Below are 21,751 nucleotides of genomic sequence, written 5' to 3' on the forward strand. Positions count from 1 at the left end.
GCTTACTTATTATTCTCGATTTCATTAGACGATTCCAATTGGCGACGGATCGTGGCTCCATCTACCATATCGGGATTGATAGTCATGCCGTCCGTGATCATCTGAACACCCTCGTAGACGATAACGGTCTGGTCCGGCAAATCCTGTGTCACGTAATAAGAACCGTGGCGGGCCAACGGCTCGAAGCTGCGTACGCTCACCTTTCCATCTTCCGCTACCGTATATACATAGGTGAAATCCTGAATCTCGAAAGTGGATTGCTGGGGAACCAAGACCACGTTCTCCATCTTGGTCAGCATCCGGATCTTACCGGATACGCCATGTCGCAGCAAACGTTCCGGGTTCGCGAAACGGGCACGGAAAGCGATCGATCCGGTACCCCGCTCAAAGTCGCCCTCCACGGTCTCTACCTTCCCTTTATACCGATAGGTGGATTGGTCGGAAAGGATCAGTTCCAGATTATTATACTCCGGCTGGTCGATACCGCTCAACTGCGTCCGTTTATATTCCAGATACTCCTTCTCGTTGATCTTGAAATAAGCGAACATATCCGATACGTCCGTCAAGGAGGTCAATAAGCTGCTCGGCGTAACCAAACTTCCCACCTTAAAGGGGATGCGGTCCACGTATCCCTCGAAAGGAGCCGTGATCGTCGTGTACGAGAAATTAGTCTCCGCACGTTGCAAACGGGATTTGGCCTGTTGCACCTGCAAGCGTGCCACGTCCGCCTCGGCCATCGCCTGCTCCAGACGGATCGGCGAGATGATATCTTTCTCCACCAAACGCTTGATGCGGTCTACCTCTACCTCCGCCATCTTCAACTCGGCTTGGGCCTGTTTGTGATTGGCTTGCGCCTCTTTCACCTCCTCGTACAATTCCGCCGAGGAAAGCTTGAAAAGCACCTGTCCTTTCTTCACATGCTCGCCCTCGTCCACAAGGACGGCCTCCACGAACCCTTCCACTTTCGGTTTCACCTCCACGAACTGTACGGCTTGTACATCCGCTACATACGACTGCGGCACCTCGATCGTGGTCGTGGTTAACCGCATCACCGGCGTATGATCTTTCTTCCCGGACTTTTTCTCCCGGTTTTGGCTACAAGATACCCATACACAAGCCGTTAAGCATAGTAAGGGTAAATAGTTAGAAAACAATTTTATCCTCATAAAACTTATAGATTTATAATTATTTGAATACAACGAAAAGCACATGGCGAATCACCCCATGCGCGACAATAAGAAACAGGTAAGTTCTACTAAATCAGATAGGAACAGAACCAAACGAAATTCTGTGCTTTGTGTAGGTTATAAAATAAAGGAAGCTTGGCGCATTGCCGTAGTTCCAAGGAATGAATTAATTCATGTAAATCCAGAATCGTAAACAGGTCCCATATCAAATCGATCTCCAAGGCACGGATTTGCACTTGCTCTTGACGTACCGTTCGCAAGGAGGCGTTATCGTCAAAATCCAACAATACATCGGGCGCCTCTTGATCGACCATTTCCATTGAGGTAGTGGTAATATTCTCCGGAAAGAAATCGCTTCCAATGGAATAAAACTGTAACAGCACCAACATGATCATAAGCATGATACGCTGGTGAAGCCCAAAACGATTATTCACTGTTACATTTAGCATCTTTTATCCAATGGAGGCGCAAAGATAAACAATCTTTTTGGGAAGAAAAAACATTTCACCCGCATACGAGTATTGGTATCGCCCCACGCCAGTATAGGCATGAGGCGATGCCGGTATAGGCGTAGGGCTACACCAATACCGACACAGGCTCACGCCTATACCAGCACTTAAATATATGCCTTTACCTTCTCCCGATCCGTTTGCACCGTCTCGAATTCGGAGGAGACGATACAGCTTCCCATCGGGACATTTTCATTGCGGTATTCCATTTTACTATATACGATACTTCGGGCGGACGTATGAAACTCTTTCGCTCCTGTCTCCGCCTCTATTTTCCCGATATTATTCTCACGTACGCCACATCCCGGCATGATGATGATCCGTCCGTCCGCACGTTTCACCAGCTCGGCGATCAAGGGGATTCCTTTCACGGCATCCGATTGCTGGCCGGAGGTCAAGATACGGTCGCATCCCAACTCGATTAGCTGCTCCAACGCAGTGAATGGGTCCCGGCAAACATCGAAAGCACGATGACAAGTTACGGACAGAGGTTTTGCCGCCTCGATCAAGCGCCGCATCAAGGGTACATCGATATCCCCGTCTTTCGTAAGACAGCCGAAAACGACGCCATGCACTTTTAGCTCCTTGCACAGTTCTATATCCAATAGCATGGATTGCACCTCGGCTTCCGTATACAAGAAATCACCGCCTCTCGGACGGATAATCACATTGATATCGATCTTGGAAGTCAGAGCCTTCGCCGTCTTGATCTCTCCATAACTAGGTGTAGTTCCCCCTTCGGGTATCCCGGCGCAAAGCTCTACACGGGTAGCGCCTCCCGCCTCCGCCTCCACACAGCTTTGAGCGGAGTTCGCGCATATCTCAATAATTCGTTTCATGTTTATTTAGTATTGTTGACGTACAAAATTACATAAATATCACCACTTGCTCAACAGAACCACAAATAACTATCCGATACCATTAAAAACACCCCTATTATGGATTAACAAAATAAAACAGAACTGTCACCTTTACTATCAAAAAGGTAGCAAATTCGTATCTCCTTATCTATCTATGCCTTAGAAATTTGACTATAGCTTTCTGATTCGTCCAAATAAGAAACAAATTGGTCTATTTCGGAACTATAGCTAAATAGTTTAAAGTTTAACTAATCTCAAAAAGACACAAAAAGTTCTATTTTCAAGGATCGAAACGCCATAAAACGTAATATTGCAACGACATTTTAATAGGTTAAGATAAATAACAAATAGGCTTTATGGGAGAAATAAAAGGCTATATCTCACAGGTTATCGGCCCGGTAGTGGATATCCACTTTGATTATGGGACAGAAGAAACAGTAACCCTCCCCCGTATCCACGACGCCATGGAGATTTCCCGCCCGAACGGAAAGATCTTGATCGTCGAAGTTCAGCAACACATCGGGGAAAACACCGTCCGTACCGTAGCGATGGATACGACCGACGGATTGAGACGAGGCATGGAGGCCGTGTCATACGGAATGCCCATCACCATGCCGACCGGCGACCAAGTCAAAGGACGTTTAATGAATGTCACCGGCGACCCTATCGATGGCATGGCCCAGCTTACTAAAGACGGGGCTCTTCCCATCCATCGTGAGCCTCCTAAATTCGAGGATCTGACAACGACCCAAGAGGTCTTGTACACGGGTATTAAAGTAATCGATTTATTGGAACCTTACGCCAAAGGAGGTAAGATCGGACTTTTCGGAGGAGCCGGAGTGGGCAAAACGGTATTGATCATGGAATTGATCAACAACATCGCAAAGAAAAACAACGGATTCTCCGTCTTCGCCGGTGTGGGTGAACGTACACGTGAAGGAAATGACCTATTGCGTGAAATGATCCAATCCGGTGTCATCCGATACGGCGAGGAGTTTAAGAAGAGTATGGAGGCAGGCAACTGGGACTTGTCGAAGATCGATTACGATGAATTGGCTAAGTCGCAAGCTACCTTGGTATTCGGGCAGATGAACGAACCGCCGGGCGCCCGCTCGTCCGTGGCCTTATCCGGTTTGACGATCGCCGAATCCTTCCGTGACAAAGCCTCTGAGGGAGAAAGAAAAGATATATTATTCTTCATCGATAATATCTTCCGTTTCACCCAAGCCGGTTCCGAGGTTTCCGCCTTGCTGGGGCGTATGCCTTCCGCCGTAGGTTACCAACCGACATTGGCCACGGAGATGGGTGCCATGCAAGAACGTATCACTTCAACCAAGAAGGGCTCCATCACCTCCGTACAGGCGGTGTATGTTCCTGCCGATGACTTGACGGACCCGGCTCCGGCGACTACCTTTACGCACTTGGACGCAACAACCGTCCTCAGCCGCAAGATCACGGAACTCGGTATCTATCCGGCCGTAGACCCGCTGGAATCTACATCCCGCATCCTTGATCCGCTGATCGTAGGCAAGGAGCATTACGACACAGCGCAACGGGTAAAACAAATCCTGCAACGGAACAAGGAACTTCAAGATATCATATCCATCCTCGGTATGGAAGAACTTTCCGACGAGGACAGGCTAACGGTCAACCGGGCCCGCCGTGTACAACGTTTTCTGTCCCAGCCCTTCTCCGTGGCGGAACAATTCACTGGCGTACCCGGTGTCATGGTCTCTATAGAGGATACGATCCGGGGATTCAAGATGATCATGGACGGGGAAACGGATGACATACCCGAACAGGCATTCTTAAACGTAGGAACCATCGAGGATGTCTTGGAGAAGGCCAAGCAGCTGAAAGAACAAGCAAATTAATCGATATGAAACTGGAAATTGTATCACCGGACGGCATTCTTTTCGAAGGCGAGACCGAATCTGTCTCATTCCCGGGAGTTGCCGGTTCATTCGATATCTTGCCTCATCACGCCCCATTGATAGCAGCGTTGAAGGCGGGTACGATCCGGTTCGAGGCAAACGGCAAAAGACAAGAACAAACGATACAAAGCGGATTCGTAGAGGTAAAAGACGACATCCTATCCGTTTGCGTCGAATAAAAACATACGACAATGAATGGCAGATTAAAAATGAGGTTAATGGGTTTGATCACGTTTATCAACGTGGCAATAGGCGTTTCATTGGGTGGTTTATTATATACCATCTGGCCGGAACACTATTTCTCGTGGTATCCGTCCATTCCCTTCTTTTACTGGGTCATGGCCATGGCGATGACTTTCTTCCTAGACCGGGTAAAAAGGAAAAACGGAGATGTGACCGTAACCATGTACATGCTAGTCCGGTTGTGTAAGTTCACGCTCGCTTTCGTCTTCTTATGGATGTATGCGGCGTTTGTCGGGCAACAATTAAAGACATTTGGTTTCACGTTGATGTTATTCTATTTCATTTACCTCGGACTGGAGACTTACATTTTATATCTGTTTGAAAAGAAAAGAATGAAAAGAGAGAAAAGGGAAAAGGATGATGAGTACAATCAAAGATAACAAATACATATGGATCGCTTTCTGGATGTGGCTCAGCTTTCTCACTCCGGCAAAAGCGGCGTCCGGCGAGATAGACGTGCAGGATATCGTCTTCTCCCACATTCAAGACGCCTATACATGGCATATCACGGAATGGAACGGACAAGAGATTGCGATTCCCCTGCCTATCTTGGTAAAAAGCGAGGAAAGAGGATGGGATTTATTCCTGTCATCCCATCTACATCAAGGCCGGACGCATCACAATTATTATATCGCCGAGGAAGGTGAGCATGCGGGAAAGGTTGTTGAGAAGAACAGTGCCGGAGAAGAGGTTCGCCCGATGGATTTCTCATTGACCAAGAATGTTTGCGGACTGTTCCTCAGTTGCGGTCTCTTGCTTTTCATCGTTCTCCGAACCGCCCATTGGTATAAAAAGCACCCGAACGAGGCGCCGGGCGGATTTATCGGATTGATGGAAATGGCCATCTCCTACATACAAGACGGGGTGATCAAAGAGGCGATCGGAAAAGAATATAAGCCGTTCTCGTCCTATTTGCTGACGGTATTTTTCTTTATCTTGATCAACAACCTGATCGGGATCATACCGGTTTTCCCGGGAGGCGCTAATATTACGGGAAATATAGCGGTAACAGGCGTATTGGCACTTTGTACGTTTATAGCGGTCAACCTGTTCGCCACGAAAGCGTACTGGAAAGAGATCTTTTGGCCCAAAGCGCCGATCTACTTGAAACTGCCCTTGCCGATCATGCCGTTCGTGGAGTTCTTCGGGGTATTCACCAAGCCGTTCGCATTGATGATCCGTCTGTTCGCCAACATCATGGCGGGCCATACGATTATCTTGGCGCTAACCTGTTTGATATTCATAACGGCAACCATGGGAGTAGCCGTGAATTTCGGTATGACGATCGTATCCGTCTTGTTCTGTGCGTTCATGAACTGTCTGGAATTGTTAGTGGCTTGCTTGCAAGCTTATATTTTCACCCTGCTGTCGGCCAACTATATCGGATTGGCCAAGGTAAGGGAATAAATCCAAAGAAATTAAAGTATTAGAATTATATTATTAAGGTTACTAATTTAAAATTAAACACTATGTTATCGACTATTTTATTACAAGCGGCAGCCGGGATGGGCGTAGCGAAGATGGGAGCCACTATAGGAGCGGGATTCGCCGCCATAGGTGCAGGTATCGGAATCGGATTGATCGGTAAAGGTGCCGTTGAAGCTATTGGACGCCAGCCGTCGGCCGCAGGAGAGATCCGTACCTCGATGTTGATTATGGGAGCGTTGGTAGAAGGTGTGGCATTGTTCGCTATTGTCGTATGTTTCTTAGCGTTGTTCCAATAAAAAAGTAACAAACTATGTCTTTATTAACACCGGATTCAGGGCTTCTATTCTGGATGATCGTTTCATTCGGGATTGTCTTCGTGATCCTTTCCAAATACGGTTTTCCCGTGATCGTCAAGGCAATCGAACAACGGAAAGCTTACATTGACAATTCCTTAGAGACGGCACGTCAGGCGAATGAGCGACTTGCCCATATCCAAGCCGAGGGCGAGAAGATGCTAGCCGAGGCCAAGGAAAAGCAAAACGCCGTCCTGAAGGAAGCCTTTGCCGAAAAGGAGCGGATCATCGAGGAGGTACGTAAAAAGGCCGTCTCCGAGGCACATCTGCAGATAGAGGAGGCTACCCGGCGTATCCGCGAAGAAAAAGAGAAAGCTATTCGCGAAGTCCGCTCGGAGATAGCGGATCTGTCTATCGCTATCGCAGAGAAAGTAATGAAAGAGAAAATCGGCCGGGATAAGGAACAACAACAGATGATCGACCGGCTGCTGGATGAGGTATCGTTTAGTAAATCGTAAGGTATGGATATAGGAACTATTTCTTCCCGGTATGCCAAGGCGCTTTTCTCCCTAGCGAAAGACAAGGGACAGGAAAGCCGGGTATATGATGATATGAAGATGTTGGCGGACAGCTTCTCGATGGAGCCGGAGCTTAGGGGTGCCTTGAGCAACCCGATCGTTTCCGTACCGGAGAAAGTGAAATTGCTTACGGCGGCGGGAGGTATCGAGGTATGCGAGCTATATACACGTTTTATCAATCTGGTATTAGCCCATAAACGGGAGACGTTACTGCCCTTCATCGCATACATTTATATCCATTTGTACCGGAAAGAGAAGAAGATTACCCGGGTACGATTCGACACGGCCGTAACGGTAGACGATGCGGTCAAGTCTCACCTGCAAGACAAGCTGCGGAAAGAGACGGGATGCACGATCGAGTTCTCCGGCCATGTGGAACCGGAACTAATCGGGGGCTTCCGCCTACGCATCGGCAATTACCGGATAGACGCTAGCTATGCGACGCAACTACGGGATATCCGTACCGGGCTACTCGAAAACAGATAAAAAAGAAGAAGTATGACAGAACAGATAAAAGTGAGTGAAGTCTCCTCCATCCTGCGCCAGCAATTGGAAGGAATCCATACCAGCATCAAGCTGGAGGAGGTCGGGACCGTATTGCAGGTGAGTGACGGCGTGGCCCGCATCTACGGGCTGGATAATGCGGAGGCGAACGAGTTGCTTCAATTCGATAACGGGATGGAAGCGATCGTGATGAACTTGGAGGAAGATAATGTAGGCGCCGTCCTTTTAGGTCCGACCGACCGAATCAAGGAGGGCGACACCGTAAAACGCACGGGCCGCATCGCCTCTATCGATGTCAGCGAGGGGATGATCGGGCGTGTGATCGACCCGTTGGGAAACCCGATCGACGGGAAAGGCGAGATCCTTGGCGAGACTTGCGAGATGCCGCTTGAGCGCAAGGCTCCGGGCGTGATCTTCCGTCAGCCGGTAAACGAGCCTTTGCAAACCGGTATCAAGGCCGTAGACGCTATGATCCCTATCGGAAGGGGGCAACGTGAGTTGATCATCGGCGACCGGCAGACGGGAAAGACCTCGATCGCTATCGATACCATCATCAACCAACGTAGCAACTACGAGGCAGGGAACCCGGTTTACTGTATTTACGTGGCGATCGGGCAAAAGGGTTCCACGGTAGCGGCCTTGGTGAACACCTTGCAAGAGAAAGGCGCCATGGACTATACGATTGTCGTAAGCGCGACCGCCTCCGACCCGGCAGCCATGCAATATTTCGCCCCGTTCGCCGGAGCGGCCATCGGAGAGTACTTCCGGGATAGCGGACGACACGCCTTGGTGGTCTACGACGATCTGTCCAAGCAAGCGGTCGCCTACCGTGAGGTTTCCTTAATCCTTCGCCGCCCTTCCGGGCGTGAGGCGTACCCGGGTGATATCTTTTACCTGCACTCCCGCCTATTGGAACGTGCCGCCAAGATCATCAATCAGCCGGAGGTAGCCCGTGAGATGAACGATCTCCCCGAAAGCATGAGAGACAAGGTGAAAGGCGGTGGCTCCTTGACCGCTTTACCGATCATCGAGACTCAGGCGGGAGACGTATCGGCTTATATCCCGACCAACGTGATCTCTATCACCGACGGACAGATATTCCTTGAGACCGATTTATTCAACCAAGGGAACCGCCCGGCTATCAACGTCGGAATCTCTGTTTCCCGTGTAGGCGGTAACGCGCAATTAAAGGCGATGAAAAAGGTAGCGGGTACCTTGAAAATCGATCAGGCTCAGTTCCGTGAATTGGAATCATTCTCCAAGTTCGGGGGCGAGATGGATGCCGTCACCGCTTTCACGATCGATAAGGGGCAGAAGAATACCCAGTTACTGATACAGCCTCAATATAGCCCGATGCCGGTGGAAGAGCAAATCTCGATCCTTTATTGCGGAACGCAAGGTCTGCTGAAAGAGGTTCCATTGGACAAGGTGCATGAGTTCGAGGCAAGGTTCTTGCAAGAATTACGGACCTCTCATCAACGGGACGTACTGGATGTCTTAAAGACCGGCGTTATCAATGATGAGATACGAGGCATATTGGAAAAAACAGCGAAGGAGCTATGGGTTCATTGAAAGAAATAAAAGTCAGGATCGCCTCTATACGGAGCACGCAGAAGATCACCGCCGCCATGAAAATGGTATCGTCGGCCAAGCTTCATCATGCCCAGACGCAAACCGAGCATACACTTACATATGCTAATAAACTATCCGCTATCTTAAACGGTCTTCTTTCGGCGGAATGCGACCTAGACTCACCTTACACCGAACAGCGTAAGGTGAGCAAGGTGGCTATCGCCGTATTCGCCTCGAGCACGGGTTTATGCGGGACATTCAATGCCAATATATGGAAAGAGTTATCCGCCACGATCCAGACTTATAAGAACCAGCAAATAGAGGTAGGCCTCTACCCTATCGGCAAGAAAATAGCGGATGAGCTTCATAAAGCGGGGTATAGCTTCGACACTGATTTCGTCACGATCGGCGAAAAGCCGTCTTATGAAAGCGCCGTATCCTTGGCGAACCGTCTCATGGAGCTGTTCGTCACGGGTAAAGCGGACCGGGTGGAATTACTGTATCACCATTTCAAGAACATGGCGACACAAGTCGTAACCCACAAGACGTATCTTCCCCTTTCCCTCTCGGATACGGAAGCGGCGGAAACGGCCACCGACTACATCCTTGAGCCCTCGGCGGAAGAGTTGCGTAACCGGCTTTTCCCGAAATTGCTGAACCTAACCATCTATACGATCCTACTCGACACCTCGACCGCCGAGCACGCCGCCCGTATGATGGCTATGCAGACCGCCAACGACAACGCGAACGATTTAATCCAACAATTAACTTTGCAATATAATAAAACCCGCCAGCAAGCCATCACCAACGAATTGCTGGATATCATGGGAGGAGCGGCCGTTTCATCGTAATAAAAACGGGATGCATCCTTGACTAAACAGACAATGATCCGTATGTAAAACACTTTACTAACGGATCATTTCTTATTTACAAAAAAAAGTAAGACCTTTGCTCACCAAAACATAAGCCTGTATACATTATATTATACCAATCTAGGATCGTACTCATGATGAATCAAGAAAAGCTAAAAGGGCATCTCCTTATTTTAGCGGCCAACATCCTGTTCGCCATTAATATGCCCGTATCCAAATATCTACTCCCCGAGCATGTGCAACCCGAGGCGTTAACCAGTATGCGGATGAGCTTCGCTTGCGTGATGTTCTGGATCACCTCCCTATTCGTTCCCTATGAGAAAGTGCCGTTGAAGGACTTGGGACTTCTATGCCTTTGCGCCCTTTGCGGAGTAGGCTTGAACCAAGGGCTGTTTATCTGGGGATTGAATACCACGTCGCCAGTAGACGCTTCCATCATAGCGACCGCCGTCCCCATCTTTGTCATGATCTTGGCGGCCTTGATCCTAAAGGAACCTATCACACGGATGAAAACGTTCGGGGTACTGCTTGGTATATGCGGGGCGATCTCCTTAATACTACAATCCACGCAAGGTTCCAATCAAGCGAGCAGTCTAGGGGGAAACCTCTTGATTACGGTTAGCGGATTCATGTACTCGATCTATTTGGTAGTATCCAAGCCACTAACACTCAAGTACTCATCCGTCACGATGATGAAATGGATGTTCCTGTTCTCCACGCTGATTACCCTGCCTTTCGCTATCGAATCCATCTGGAATACCCCGGCTTTCCATAAAGAGGTCTTCGACGGCCAAGAGCTGGGAGCCATTTTCTTCGTGCTATTCGGGGCCACGTTCGTACCCTATTTATTAATACCGCTGGCCTTAAAGCGAATCCGCCCGACTACCGTCAGCATGTACAATTATATCCAACCGATCGTAGCTTCCTTTATCGCCGTATTCATCGGTCAGGATAGTTTTAGCGTAACGAAACTAGTATCGGCCGCACTTGTTTTCTCCGGTGTCTATTTAGTGACCCAAAGCAAGAGCCGGGCGGACCTTGAACAACAAAATAGTCAATCTTTTAGCAAAAACGCTTGCAATATGAAAAATAATGCGTAATATTGCCCCCATAATATAAAAGAATAAGTAGCATACAAAATCAATGATGAGTGTAGAGTCCTCATATTATACATGGGCATTGATGACCCCTTGGGGGGTTAGAATCTATTAATAAGCATTCGCGTAGACCACGTCACGCTATGTCGCAATCTCGTATTGCATCCTTTTTTATTTCTCCTTTTACATAAATAAGTTTAATCAATCGGTTATTGTCGGTTGCTAATCATGAAAAAGCCTTTTTTTGATTGTCAATCCTCGATGAACCATTAAAAATACATATCGATGAAAGTATTAAAATTCGGCGGAACATCCGTAGGTTCCGTGAATAGTATCTTAAGTGTAAAGAAAATAGTAGAGGCTATCGAAGAGCCCGTAATCGTGGTTGTCTCCGCCTTAGGGGGCATCACCGATAAATTACTGGCCACTTCTACCATGGCTTCTAAAGGCGACCTTGCCTACGAGAAAGAATTATCGGAGATCATCGCCCGCCATCTGGACGTGATCGAGGGAGTGATAGAGGACAAGGAGGTACGCATAGATGTCCAGAAGAAAGTGATGGCTTTACTGGATGAATTGAGCAATATTTTCAAAGGTGTTTATTTGATTAACGATTTATCCGCCAAGACATCCGATACGATCGTAAGTTATGGCGAGCGCCTATCTTCCTTGATCGTCTCGAACGTGATCAAGGACGCTAAGTTGTTCGACTCACGCAAATATATCAAGACAGTCAAGCAATTCAACAAGCATATCGTGGATTTCGACTTGACCAACAAGCTCATAAAAGAGACCTTCTCGCCGCTGCCCAAGGTTTCCTTGGTGCCCGGATTCATCTCTTCCAGCACGGAAACCGGAGAGGTTACGAACCTCGGACGAGGGGGATCGGATTATACCGCCTCCATCTTGGCGACCGCCTTAGACGCTAACACCTTGGAGATATGGACGGACGTGGATGGTTTCATGACCGCTGATCCCCGTGTGATCAGCTCCGCCTACGTAATCGACCGGCTTACTTTCACGGAGGCGATGGAGTTGTGTAACTTCGGGGCGAAAGTAATCTATCCGCCGACGATCTATCCGGTTTATCATAAGAATATCCCGATCCGTATCTTGAATACCTTCAACCCGACCGCTCCCGGAACCTATATCTCGAAAGAGCGGGTGAAAGAGGAAGGCAAGGCCATCATCAAGGGTATCTCCTCCATCAACGATACCTGTTTGATCACGGTACAAGGTTTAGGTATGGTGGGCGTGATCGGCGTGAACTACCGGATCTTTAAGACGCTCGCCAAGAATGGCATCAGCGTATTTATGGTATCGCAGGCCAGCTCCGAGAACAACACGACTTTCGCCGTACGTAACGCCGACGCTGATTTGGCCGTACAAGTATTGAACGACGAGTTCGCCTTGGAACGTGCGCAGGGTGATATGAACGATACCGTAGCGGAGAAAGATCTGGCTACCGTCGCTATTGTAGGCGAGAACATGAAACGTACCCCGGGTATCGCCGGGAAGCTGTTCGGTACGCTGGGACGTGCGGGCATCAGCGTGATCGCTTGCGCCCAAGGCGCTTCCGAGACGAATATCTCTTTCGTTATCAAGCATAAATACCTTCGCAAGGCGTTGAACTCCATTCATGACTCTTTTTTCCTATCCGAATATAAGGTATTGAACCTTTTCATCGCCGGTGTAGGAACCGTAGGCGGCAATTTATTGGAACAGATACGCATCCAGCAACCGAAACTGATGCGGCAAAACGGTTTGAAGCTGAATGTCGTAGGTATCTCAAACTCCAAGAAAGCCCTTTTATGCCGGGAAGGGATCAACCTCGACAATTATCTGGAGGAGCTGAAGGAGAACGGGGAAGAGAGCAACCCGGAGCATCTGTGCGAAGAGATCGTAAAGATGAATATCTTCAACTCCGTATTCGTGGATTGCACGGCAAGCCCGGACGTGGCGGCTCTTTACGAGACGTTGATGAACAATAACGTATCCGTCGTGGCGGCTAATAAAGAAGCGGCCTCCTCCTCCTACGATAATTATACCAAGCTCAAGGAGACCGCCCGCCACCGAGACATCAAGTTCTTGTTCGAGACGAACGTAGGCGCCGGCCTCCCGATCATCAATACGATGAACGACTTGATCAATAGCGGCGACCATATATTGAAACTGGAGGCCGTACTTTCCGGTACGCTGAATTATATCTTTAATACGATCAGCGCCGATATCCCTTTCAGCGAGGCGATCCATATGGCAAAGGAAGCCGGATACGCCGAGCCGGACCCACGTATCGACCTTAGCGGCAAAGACGTAATCCGTAAGCTGGTTATCTTGGCCCGTGAGGCCGGTTATCCGGTGGAGCAAGCCGACGTAAAACGGAACCTGTTCATCCCGGAAAAGTACTTCGAGGGTTCCCTTGAGGACTTCTGGAAGAATATCAAGGATACAGATGCCGGTTTCGAGGAGAAACGCCAGCTACTGGAAGCGGAAGGCAAACGCTTCCGTTTCGTGGCGAAGATGGAGAACGGCGCTTGCGAGGTAGGCCTACAAGCCGTAGACAGCCACCATCCGTTCTATGAACTGGAGGGCAGCAACAATATTATCATGATCTCCACCGAGAGATATCATGAATATCCAATGATCATCAAGGGATATGGTGCCGGAGCCGACGTGACAGCCGCAGGCGTATTCGCCGACATCATATCCATTGCTAATATTCGATAGGTATGAAGCACATTATCATTTTAGGCGATGGAATGGCCGACGAGCCGATAGAGGCTCTGGGAGGCAAGACCCCGATGCAATACGCCAAGACTCCTTATATGGATAAATTGGCGGAACTGGGAGTAACCGGGCAGATGAAAACCGTAGCGGATGGTTTCCATCCCGGTAGCGAGGTCGCGAACATGGCGGTATTAGGCTATGACCTGCCCTCCGTATACGAGGGACGGGGTGTATTGGAAGCCGCCAGTATAGGCGTCGCCCTGCAGCCCGGCGAGATGGCGATGCGTTGTAACTTAATCTGCGTAGAAGGCGACATCTTGAAGAATCACTCTTCCGGCCATATCTCCACGGAGGAAGCGGACGAGTTGATCCAATGCCTGAACGAGCGATTAGGTTCCGACCGTGTCAAGTTCTATACGGGTGTCTCCTATCGCCACCTATTGGTAATCAAAGGAGGCGATAAGCGTCTGGATTGCACGCCACCACACGACGTACCCCTCCATCCTTTCCGGCCTTTAATGATAAAACCGGAAGTTCCGGAAGCACGAGAGACCGCCGATTTATTAAACGAATTAATCCTCAAGTCCCAAGAGATCTTAAAGGATCACCCGGTGAACCTCAAACGTATGGCAGCGGGGAAAGATCCGGCGAACAGTATCTGGCCTTGGTCTCCGGGCTACCGTCCGGCCATGCGAACGATGCGGGAGATGTACGGCTTCGGGAAGGGCTCCGTGATCTCCGCCGTCGATCTCATCCGGGGAATCGGCGTTTACGCCGGCCTCGAGGTGCTTCACGTAGAGGGAGCTACCGGATTATACGACACGAACTACGAGGGAAAAGCGCACGCCGCCCTTGAGGCCCTCAAGACAAACGACTTCGTCTACCTGCATATCGAGGCTAGCGACGAGGCCGGGCATGAAGGAGACGTAGACCTAAAGATCAAGACGATAGAGTATCTGGACAACCGTGCCGTACGTATCATCTACGAGGAAACGCAAAAATGGGACGAGCCGGTAGCAATCGCTATCCTTCCGGACCACCCCACTCCTTGCTCCATACGTACGCATACGAATACCCCGGTTCCATTCCTGATTTACAAGCCGGGCGAGCAACCCGACTCCGTTACCACATTTGATGAGTTCTCCGTATCAAACGGCAAATATGGCATACTGGAAAAAGATCAATTTATAAAAGAATTTCTAAACGATTAGAGCATGAAATATTACAGCACAAACAAACAAGCCCCTGTAGCCAGCCTAGAAGAGGCCGTCGTAAAAGGTCTGGCCGGCGATAAGGGATTATATATGCCCGAGTATATCGACTCCTTGGACGAGGAGGTGATAGCCAACATGAAGAACCAGTCCTTCCACGAGATCGCCTGCACGGTAGCACGGATGTTCTTCGGGGAAGACATAGAACCGGAGGTATTGGACGGTATCGTAAAAGATACGCTCTCCTTCGAGACCCCGGTGGTACCCGTAAAGGATAATATCTATAGCTTAGAGTTATTTCACGGGCCTACATTGGCCTTTAAGGATGTAGGAGGGCGCTTCATGGCTCGTCTGCTCGGTTATTTCATAAAGCAAGAGGGATTGAAACAAGTAAACGTATTGGTAGCTACTTCCGGCGATACGGGAAGCGCCGTCGCCAACGGATTCCTAGGCGTTCCGGGCATTCACGTGTATGTGCTTTATCCCAAGGGAAAGGTCAGCCCGATCCAAGAATGCCAGTTCACGACATTAGGACAAAACATCACGGCATTGGAGATAGACGGCACGTTCGACGATTGCCAAGCGCTGGTTAAATCCGCCTTTATGGACGAGGAATTAAACCGTCATATGAAACTGACCTCGGCGAACTCCATCAACGTAGCCCGTTTCTTGCCCCAATCGTTCTACTATTTCAACGCTTACGCTCAGCTGGACAAACTGGGAAAAGCGGACGAGCTGGTCGTTTGCGTGCCGAGCGGTAATTTCGGAAACATCACCGCCGGATTGTTCGCCTATTGGATGGGGCTCCCTATCAAGCGTTTCGTAGCGGCAAACAACCGTAACGACGTATTCTTGGAATACCTGAATACAGGAACTTATACACCCCGCCCATCAGTCGCCACCCTAGCGAACGCCATGGATGTAGGCGATCCGAGTAATTTCGCCCGTATCATCGACCTATTCGGCGCATTCAATGATCCTCATAAAGAAATATGCGCACTGATCTCCGGACATCGCTATACGGACGAGGAAATCGCCTCTACGATGCGAGCCGTCTATAAAGAGACGGGATATATCCTCGACCCGCACGGAGCCTGTGGCTACCAAGGATTACTAGACAGCGACCTAAGCGAGACCGAGACGGGTCTATTCCTCGAGACCGCCCATCCCGCCAAATTCAAAGGAACGGTCGATAAGATATTGGAGGCAGATATCGAGATCCCGGCGAAACTGAAAGCCTTCATGGAAGGAACCAAGCAAAGCATCGAGCTGGCAAAAGATTTCGAGGGATTCAAATCTTTCTTGATGAGCCGGTAAAAAGAAGAATAGTTTTCGTAATTGATATAAAATGGAAGGTGTAGCAAATTGATATTATCGATATTTGCCACACCTTCCATTTTTATCACCTAGGACATACAAAAACAGGCGAGAATTTCAAAAAGAAATTCCGTAGGCAAGCTATCGCCGATTGGCACAAGTCTACCACCAATAAATAGTGAGCTACCTATATTCTCACGAACGAGATAGCTCTTTTCTTTATTTAACTAAATTATAACCAAGCTTTTCTTCCGAAAAGTCATGTTGTTAAATTCGATTAATTATAAGCCAAATGTATAATTATTGGAGAAATAGAGTTTTTATAGGATCAGTTGATAATTGGTGGGGATAATTATTTTCATCTATTTAAAATCTCTACCTTTGCTCTATGGAAACGAATCAACTTTATACATTAGCTCAGATAGTACTACCAAGTGCAGTTCTTACGTATTTTTAATGTCGTCAACATAGAAAGCACATCCACCGAGATTTTCATCCATCTTGATGAAAAGATGAGTGACAGTCTTAATATACATTAACCATCTCTCCCCCGATGGTTATCGGGAAATGGCAGAGGAACTATAGATACAAGTGACACATTTGTCTTTTTGACAACTTGTAATCTGAAGTCCCGGAGAATCGATTATTCCGTACCCAAGTGCGTCTCGCTTCCAAATTCGAGAGAAAAAAACAGCAATTCTCTGTTTGATAGCTGTTTGCTAAAAAACGGCCTTTCGTTCCAGCCGAAATAATTCACCCTAGTTCATGTTTTACGGTCGTAAGGCGGTAGTAATGCCCAACGCTACCGCATGTGAGAGTCGATGCCTATATATGTGTAGGCTTACGCCACTATATGTGTAGCTTGACGCGACTATATGTGTGGGTTGACACTGCTATATATGTGAGTTGATACAGCCATATGTGTAGGTTGATACGTATATATTCGTTAAAAAGCGACGCTTATCGTGTTAAAAAGCGGTGGTGGCAGCTTGTTCGCGCTCCCCGTTTACGCTCGTTGGCTTTTATAGCCAGAGAGCCGTGTCGTGAAAAAGAAGGTATTTCAATCAAAAAGATACCTTTCACGCCAAACTCGAAGCACAGGATCTCAATCCACCGCCCACTCTTTCATCTCATACATATCCTTATATTCTTCCCAATCCGGATCCATCTCGGTATAAATAGAGATGGGCAGTAACTCGAAAGGAGCCAAGGCCTCATTCAAGCGTTCGCCGAATACACGCACGGTACGTGTGTAAAACACCCAGACCTTCTCTCCTCCTCCGGTATAGACACCCGTCAGGATAGCCAGCTTGTCTTTCTTTTCCATCGCCTTACGAAGCGCTTCCTCCACGGCCTCCATTTTCTCGCCAAGGTCATCGCTAGGAAGGCCTCTCCCATCTCCCTCGTATTTCCAAGTGATCTCGACACGTTCCTTGAACTTACCGGATTCGGTGAACTCATTCAACTCGTCCCGCCCGTAAACGGTAATCATTTGCCCTGACTCGTTTTCCGAGAGAGCCGTAAACCATACATCGCTTAATTTCATCGTCCCTATCTATAAATGATACGCTACTAATTTGACATGATAAAAAAATGAAGCTAAGTAACATTGCCAACACTCTTAACTTACTAGGCAATGTCACTTAGCTTACTTGGCAAAGTAAGTTAACTTCATTCGACAACGAAGTTAACTTCGTAAAACATGTATTATCTCTTTCCTAATCTATGATCCATAATGGCGTAATGGCATTCCCCATAATTCTTCAATTGATCCACGATCTCTTTAGCCGTAGATTCTTCCTCTACTTGCTCGCGTACGAACCAGAACAAGAAATCACGGGAAGCATGATCCTTATCAGCCTCGGCGATATCAACCAATTTGTCGATCAACTCTGATACATAGCACTCGTGTTTGTAAACATGCTCGAATACCTCCAACGGATTTCCCCAGCCTGTCGGAACCACGTTGATCTGGCCGATCGTAATATCGCCGCCACGATCCAAGGCGTAATCGATCAACTTATGAGCATGCTCCAATTCCTCAGCCGCTTGTTTCTTCATCCAATGGGCGAAACCGTTCAACCCTGCTTTCTGGAAATACACGGACATTGACAAATACAAATTCGAAGACCACATCTCCGCATTAACTTGGGCATTGAACGCCTCTGATAAATTTCTACTTAAGATCATAATTTTATCATTGTTTAAAAATGTTGAAGTATTATCCGTTCACGAAATTTCACTATGCAAATATAAATAAAAGTAGGATTCCTTATCTCATTTCCGCCCTTAGATATTGGCTACTTTCGAAAATTTTTCTAACTTACGCCCTTATTTGATAAACATCATGCAATACACCGACAAATATCGATCTCCCTTGGGAGAAATAACCCTAGCCAGCGATGGCGACCACCTGACAGGATTATGGTTCGACGGGCAAAAATATTTTGCCGCCACTTTATCGGCGGAACACCAAGAAAGAGAACTGCCGATATTCGAGCAAGCCAAAGAGTGGCTGGATAGCTATTTCATGGGTAAGATTCCCAGCTTCACCCCTCCTATCCATCTGGAGGATACGCCTTTCCGACTTGCGGTATGGGACTTATTGAGCAAAATACCTTATGGCGAAGTCGTAACCTACAAGGAGCTCGCCGGCGAAATCGCCCGGCAAAAAGGTATCCCGAGCATGTCTACGCAAGCGATCGGAGGAGCGGTAGGCCATAACCCGATCAGTATCATCATCCCCTGCCACCGTGTCGTAGGCAGCGATGGCAGCCTAACCGGATACGCCGGAGGTATCGACAAAAAAAGGAGCCTGCTTACAATCGAACAGGCCCCAAAAGTATCGTAAAGAGACTTTACCTTGCAAATCCTTGTGGACAAACATAGAATGTAACTATCCCATTAACGTTATCTCCTTCACCTCATGGTCCTCAATATCAGCATATAGGAAGTGGCCGGCGAAAGTGTCTTCCGTGTCTTGGAAAAAAAGCTCCAGTTCGTAATGGATGGAGCCGTCTTCTTTCTCCTTGGTCTCTATATGAACAGATTGCAATTCTACTTGGAGGGCAAACTCCTCTCTGGACAATGCCGGAAGTTCACAATCTTCCCGCCATGCGTTTGCTGTCGGGAGCAATTCGTCGGCCATGCGCAATTGCCATATCGCTTCCCCTTCCTCTTCCAGCCTATTCATATAGCCACTAATAGCTTTCAGATGTTTCCGGATAAGGGATTCGTGCGGACAACGGGGCTCCAAGTTTTTACCGCATTGCTTCCTAATTAGTTTAATGGTCTCATTCAAACATTCAATTTTAGTACCGATAGAAACCGAGGGCATTTCCCAAAGTCGCTCGTATAACTCCAATCGTTTTTCAAACGAGTGAAGGGCAGACCTTGCTCCAATCTTTATATCAAGATAAGCATCATAGGCTTTAGACTCTTCCTTAGTCATATCTCGCTCAACGCCGTTTAGCTTATTCTGACCCTCATCCATGCGAGTAATGATGTCATTGGTAAATTTCACTAATTGACGTACCTGCTTGGGTGTTTTTATTTTGTTTTTCTTCGCATTTTTCTCTACGCTTTGTGCAAAGAATTGAATGGTGGCCATTGTAATTGAAATATTCGTATCCGCACGCATCAAATCATCCGGCAGTTGGACATTACGCACAAGGTCATATAATTCAATTTTATAAGGAATGAGCTGACTGATTTTTTCTTCAACGGGTAAATCCGGATTGCTCCATATCTTGGTACAGTCTTGAATGATTGCCTTAATCCTCTCGGCGTTCATGTAATCCAAATAGCGTTGCTCTAACGCCTCGTCCACCTTAGGCGGCAGGAGTTTTTTGAGAGCTTTTATCTTCTTTTTGAGTTCGTCTACGTAGGCTTGCTGTTCCGGGGGAAGCAGCTCATTCTTACCTTTTGCCGATTTCTCTTCAATGATAGGTAATTTCTCGGTCGGTGTCTCCAAGGGAGCGATGGAGATGCATAGGTCTACCTCCCTCCCCCAAATCGTCGCTTTATACTCTTCGGGTGTTTGATAGCCACGAAACCATGTCTGGAGTGTACTAAGCCAAAACTCCGTATGCATTTCCAAGGTCATTTTGGAAAGATGGGCGATCTTATCTGTCAGATGAAATTCCCAACTATTTTCATCCGTTTGTTCCTTTCTCATAAATATGAATAATTATTATACTCAAACAGATAACATAACCGCCATTGAGTCAACAAGATTTTCCTCATAATCAACAACTCCGATATGTCTTTATTCAAGCTCATTCTTTCTCTTTTTCCATAACTGATAACTGTTAAACAGATTTTGCCAGATATTATACATCAATCAGCATATTAATTTGATTATCAATAAATAAGCCCACCTATCACTAATAGTGGGTAACAAAATAGTAACAAAAAAAACGAAGAAATCGCTTTGCGGTGGGCTTCATGTGCAAAGGTAACAAAAGGCAGAATATCCGCAAAAATAAAGCTGGCGAAAAGAGAAACAATCTTTTTCTTTTCGCCAGCACCTATCTTGCTGTCGGTACAAATAAGTTTAGTCCGTTTTGGATATATAGACAAAGGAACGTACTAAACTAATCTGTAACCTTTTTATTATAATACTCCAAAAATGCCACTTCGCCTATTTCACTTAACAGTTTCTGATTCTCAATAAAATTCTGTCCATACTTTAGCCAACGCTTGGTAAAACCTTTGAATTTGGTACATGGAAAGCTGCTGCATTGGAAACAATGTGTTATCTCTTTCTCCAAACAGCATAAATGAAATGTTTTGCATTTTTCACAGCGAGAACTATTTAGCTCGGCTCCTTTGCAAGGTCTTTTTTCTCTCGTATATGTGGGACACCCCCCACAAAAAACACCACAAGCAGGAATACGACCATTATAAGGCTTGACTTTAGTTATTCCCTTTGCCATCCAAAAATTAGTAAGAGAAAGCTGATTCGCTTTGCGCTTTTGTTCTTCCTCTACTATATAGCCTCTTTTTTCAAAGAAAGGGCGGGCTGTTAAGCTCACTTCAGACGTAATCCGCATAATCCCGGATGTAATTGCATACCGTTCTATTTCTTCCAAAAGCATCGTAGCAATACCTTTACCTTGAAAGTCCTTGGGAACAAACATAGAATGTAAATAGCCTTGGGGCGTAATAGATGAAAAACCAACGATTTGTGAGCGTTGATTAACAGCTACAATAAAATAGTGAGTCTTTATCATATCTTCTATTTCAGAGAGATTATCTCCGCACGATGCCCAGTCTTCAACTTCGGATTGTGAATAATCACGTCTGTTTATCACAAGAACAGTATTTTGAAATAACTCTTTCAGCGCAACAGCATCCGACTGCTGAGCTTCCCTGATTGTAAAGTCCTCCTTCATATCTATTATATTAAATTCTTTCC

The 21,751-nt window shown here is 47.3% G+C and carries 21 protein-coding genes; 14 read left to right on the forward strand and 7 right to left on the reverse strand.

Annotation, left to right across the window (positions count from 1 at the left end):
- Positions 1-2 precede the first annotated feature (2 nt).
- The 3 genes from NBH16_RS06665 to NBH16_RS06675 all read right to left on the reverse strand — a co-directional run bounded on the left by NBH16_RS06665 (position 3) and on the right by NBH16_RS06675 (position 2,535).
- Positions 3-1,166 (reverse strand): efflux RND transporter periplasmic adaptor subunit, encoded by a 1,164-nt coding sequence (locus NBH16_RS06665; RefSeq protein WP_005861805.1) that lies wholly within the window; start codon positions 1,164-1,166, stop codon positions 3-5.
- A gap of 89 nt (positions 1,167-1,255) precedes the next feature.
- Positions 1,256-1,636 carry a hypothetical protein gene (locus tag NBH16_RS06670; RefSeq protein ID WP_048928036.1) on the reverse strand — a complete coding sequence of 127 codons (381 nt, stop codon included), beginning with the start codon at positions 1,634-1,636 and terminating at the stop codon, positions 1,256-1,258.
- Positions 1,637-1,803: 167 nt separating this feature from the next.
- Positions 1,804-2,535, reverse strand: coding sequence for a copper homeostasis protein CutC (locus NBH16_RS06675; RefSeq protein ID WP_048928035.1), 732 nt, complete (start codon positions 2,533-2,535; stop codon positions 1,804-1,806).
- Between the two features lie 377 nt (positions 2,536-2,912).
- Between NBH16_RS06675 and atpD the strand changes: the two genes are divergently transcribed.
- The 13 genes from atpD (at position 2,913) to thrC (ending at position 16,332) form a co-directional block, all read left to right on the forward strand.
- Positions 2,913-4,430, forward strand: coding sequence for a F0F1 ATP synthase subunit beta (gene atpD, locus NBH16_RS06680; protein WP_005861799.1), 1,518 nt, complete (start codon positions 2,913-2,915; stop codon positions 4,428-4,430).
- A 5-nt stretch (positions 4,431-4,435) separates the two neighbouring features.
- Positions 4,436-4,669, forward strand: coding sequence for an ATP synthase F1 subunit epsilon (gene atpC / locus NBH16_RS06685; RefSeq protein ID WP_005861798.1), 234 nt, complete (start codon positions 4,436-4,438; stop codon positions 4,667-4,669).
- A gap of 12 nt (positions 4,670-4,681) precedes the next feature.
- Positions 4,682-5,113 carry a hypothetical protein gene (locus tag NBH16_RS06690; RefSeq protein ID WP_008774073.1) on the forward strand — a complete coding sequence of 144 codons (432 nt, stop codon included), beginning with the start codon at positions 4,682-4,684 and terminating at the stop codon, positions 5,111-5,113.
- A complete protein-coding gene (gene atpB, locus NBH16_RS06695) occupies positions 5,091-6,140 on the forward strand; it encodes a F0F1 ATP synthase subunit A (RefSeq protein WP_250788247.1) in 1,050 nt (349 codons plus the stop codon). The genes NBH16_RS06690 and atpB overlap by 23 nt, the downstream gene beginning before the upstream one ends.
- A gap of 62 nt (positions 6,141-6,202) precedes the next feature.
- Positions 6,203-6,457: an ATP synthase F0 subunit C gene (gene atpE, locus NBH16_RS06700; protein ID WP_005861792.1), complete on the forward strand. Its 255-nt coding sequence runs from the start codon at positions 6,203-6,205 to the stop codon at positions 6,455-6,457.
- Between the two features lie 14 nt (positions 6,458-6,471).
- On the forward strand, positions 6,472-6,972 hold the full coding sequence (atpF, locus tag NBH16_RS06705) for a F0F1 ATP synthase subunit B (protein WP_250788248.1): 501 nt from the start codon (positions 6,472-6,474) through the stop codon (positions 6,970-6,972).
- A 3-nt stretch (positions 6,973-6,975) separates the two neighbouring features.
- Positions 6,976-7,518, forward strand: a complete 543-nt coding sequence (locus tag NBH16_RS06710) for a F0F1 ATP synthase subunit delta (RefSeq protein ID WP_005865923.1) — start codon at positions 6,976-6,978, stop codon at positions 7,516-7,518.
- 12 nt (positions 7,519-7,530) lie between these two features.
- A complete protein-coding gene (atpA, locus tag NBH16_RS06715) occupies positions 7,531-9,108 on the forward strand; it encodes a F0F1 ATP synthase subunit alpha (protein ID WP_005865921.1) in 1,578 nt (525 codons plus the stop codon).
- Positions 9,096-9,959 carry a F0F1 ATP synthase subunit gamma gene (locus NBH16_RS06720; protein WP_122380995.1) on the forward strand — a complete coding sequence of 288 codons (864 nt, stop codon included), beginning with the start codon at positions 9,096-9,098 and terminating at the stop codon, positions 9,957-9,959. The genes atpA and NBH16_RS06720 overlap by 13 nt, the downstream gene beginning before the upstream one ends.
- 155 nt (positions 9,960-10,114) lie before the next feature.
- Positions 10,115-11,080 carry a DMT family transporter gene (locus NBH16_RS06725; protein WP_005861782.1) on the forward strand — a complete coding sequence of 322 codons (966 nt, stop codon included), beginning with the start codon at positions 10,115-10,117 and terminating at the stop codon, positions 11,078-11,080.
- Between the two features lie 282 nt (positions 11,081-11,362).
- Positions 11,363-13,804: a bifunctional aspartate kinase/homoserine dehydrogenase I gene (gene thrA, locus NBH16_RS06730; protein WP_057329079.1), complete on the forward strand. Its 2,442-nt coding sequence runs from the start codon at positions 11,363-11,365 to the stop codon at positions 13,802-13,804.
- A 2-nt stretch (positions 13,805-13,806) separates the two neighbouring features.
- Complete coding sequence (locus NBH16_RS06735; protein ID WP_005861778.1) at positions 13,807-15,015, forward strand: cofactor-independent phosphoglycerate mutase; 1,209 nt, start codon at positions 13,807-13,809, stop codon at positions 15,013-15,015.
- 3 nt (positions 15,016-15,018) lie between these two features.
- Positions 15,019-16,332 carry a threonine synthase gene (gene thrC / locus NBH16_RS06740; RefSeq protein WP_250788249.1) on the forward strand — a complete coding sequence of 438 codons (1,314 nt, stop codon included), beginning with the start codon at positions 15,019-15,021 and terminating at the stop codon, positions 16,330-16,332.
- A 1,105-nt stretch (positions 16,333-17,437) separates the two neighbouring features.
- Here thrC and NBH16_RS06745 read toward each other — a convergent pair.
- Positions 17,438-17,878: a DUF695 domain-containing protein gene (locus NBH16_RS06745; protein ID WP_122144277.1), complete on the reverse strand. Its 441-nt coding sequence runs from the start codon at positions 17,876-17,878 to the stop codon at positions 17,438-17,440.
- 161 nt (positions 17,879-18,039) lie between these two features.
- Positions 18,040-18,522 (reverse strand): ferritin, encoded by a 483-nt coding sequence (locus NBH16_RS06750; protein ID WP_005861772.1) that lies wholly within the window; start codon positions 18,520-18,522, stop codon positions 18,040-18,042.
- Positions 18,523-18,679: 157 nt separating this feature from the next.
- Between NBH16_RS06750 and NBH16_RS06755 the strand changes: the two genes are divergently transcribed.
- Complete coding sequence (locus tag NBH16_RS06755; protein WP_250788250.1) at positions 18,680-19,183, forward strand: methylated-DNA--[protein]-cysteine S-methyltransferase; 504 nt, start codon at positions 18,680-18,682, stop codon at positions 19,181-19,183.
- Positions 19,184-19,228: 45 nt separating this feature from the next.
- On the opposite strand, the gene NBH16_RS06760 is transcribed toward NBH16_RS06755, so the two are convergent.
- Positions 19,229-20,509 carry a DUF2262 domain-containing protein gene (locus NBH16_RS06760; protein ID WP_250788251.1) on the reverse strand — a complete coding sequence of 427 codons (1,281 nt, stop codon included), beginning with the start codon at positions 20,507-20,509 and terminating at the stop codon, positions 19,229-19,231.
- A 418-nt stretch (positions 20,510-20,927) separates the two neighbouring features.
- A complete protein-coding gene (locus tag NBH16_RS06765) occupies positions 20,928-21,728 on the reverse strand; it encodes a GNAT family N-acetyltransferase (RefSeq protein WP_250788253.1) in 801 nt (266 codons plus the stop codon).
- Between the last annotated feature and the right edge of the window lie 23 nt (positions 21,729-21,751).

This window comes from Parabacteroides sp. Y3-G-102 (genome assembly GCF_023656845.1).
Classification (GTDB): Bacteria; Bacteroidota; Bacteroidia; order Bacteroidales; family Tannerellaceae; genus Parabacteroides; species Parabacteroides distasonis.

Excerpts from the sequence above, each read along its gene's own strand:
- atpD (WP_005861799.1), top strand. The coding sequence starts at position 2,913 with ATGGGAGAAATAAAAGGCTATATCTCACAGGTTATCGGCCCGGTAGTG.
- NBH16_RS06710 (WP_005865923.1), top strand. The coding sequence starts at position 6,976 with ATGGATATAGGAACTATTTCTTCCCGGTATGCCAAGGCGCTTTTCTCC.
- NBH16_RS06720 (WP_122380995.1), top strand. The coding sequence starts at position 9,096 with ATGGGTTCATTGAAAGAAATAAAAGTCAGGATCGCCTCTATACGGAGC.
- NBH16_RS06755 (WP_250788250.1), top strand. The coding sequence starts at position 18,680 with ATGCAATACACCGACAAATATCGATCTCCCTTGGGAGAAATAACCCTA.
- NBH16_RS06750 (WP_005861772.1), bottom strand. The coding sequence starts at position 18,522 with ATGATCTTAAGTAGAAATTTATCAGAGGCGTTCAATGCCCAAGTTAAT.
- NBH16_RS06760 (WP_250788251.1), bottom strand. The coding sequence starts at position 20,509 with ATGAGAAAGGAACAAACGGATGAAAATAGTTGGGAATTTCATCTGACA.
- NBH16_RS06765 (WP_250788253.1), bottom strand. The coding sequence starts at position 21,728 with ATGAAGGAGGACTTTACAATCAGGGAAGCTCAGCAGTCGGATGCTGTT.
- atpA (WP_005865921.1), top strand. The coding sequence starts at position 7,531 with ATGACAGAACAGATAAAAGTGAGTGAAGTCTCCTCCATCCTGCGCCAG.
- NBH16_RS06675 (WP_048928035.1), bottom strand. The coding sequence starts at position 2,535 with ATGAAACGAATTATTGAGATATGCGCGAACTCCGCTCAAAGCTGTGTG.
- thrA (WP_057329079.1), top strand. The coding sequence starts at position 11,363 with ATGAAAGTATTAAAATTCGGCGGAACATCCGTAGGTTCCGTGAATAGT.
- NBH16_RS06735 (WP_005861778.1), top strand. The coding sequence starts at position 13,807 with ATGAAGCACATTATCATTTTAGGCGATGGAATGGCCGACGAGCCGATA.
- NBH16_RS06725 (WP_005861782.1), top strand. The coding sequence starts at position 10,115 with ATGATGAATCAAGAAAAGCTAAAAGGGCATCTCCTTATTTTAGCGGCC.
- atpB (WP_250788247.1), top strand. The coding sequence starts at position 5,091 with ATGATGAGTACAATCAAAGATAACAAATACATATGGATCGCTTTCTGG.
- atpF (WP_250788248.1), top strand. The coding sequence starts at position 6,472 with ATGTCTTTATTAACACCGGATTCAGGGCTTCTATTCTGGATGATCGTT.
- atpE (WP_005861792.1), top strand. The coding sequence starts at position 6,203 with ATGTTATCGACTATTTTATTACAAGCGGCAGCCGGGATGGGCGTAGCG.
- NBH16_RS06665 (WP_005861805.1), bottom strand. The coding sequence starts at position 1,166 with ATGAGGATAAAATTGTTTTCTAACTATTTACCCTTACTATGCTTAACG.
- NBH16_RS06670 (WP_048928036.1), bottom strand. The coding sequence starts at position 1,636 with ATGCTAAATGTAACAGTGAATAATCGTTTTGGGCTTCACCAGCGTATC.
- NBH16_RS06690 (WP_008774073.1), top strand. The coding sequence starts at position 4,682 with ATGAATGGCAGATTAAAAATGAGGTTAATGGGTTTGATCACGTTTATC.
- thrC (WP_250788249.1), top strand. The coding sequence starts at position 15,019 with ATGAAATATTACAGCACAAACAAACAAGCCCCTGTAGCCAGCCTAGAA.
- NBH16_RS06745 (WP_122144277.1), bottom strand. The coding sequence starts at position 17,878 with ATGAAATTAAGCGATGTATGGTTTACGGCTCTCTCGGAAAACGAGTCA.
- atpC (WP_005861798.1), top strand. The coding sequence starts at position 4,436 with ATGAAACTGGAAATTGTATCACCGGACGGCATTCTTTTCGAAGGCGAG.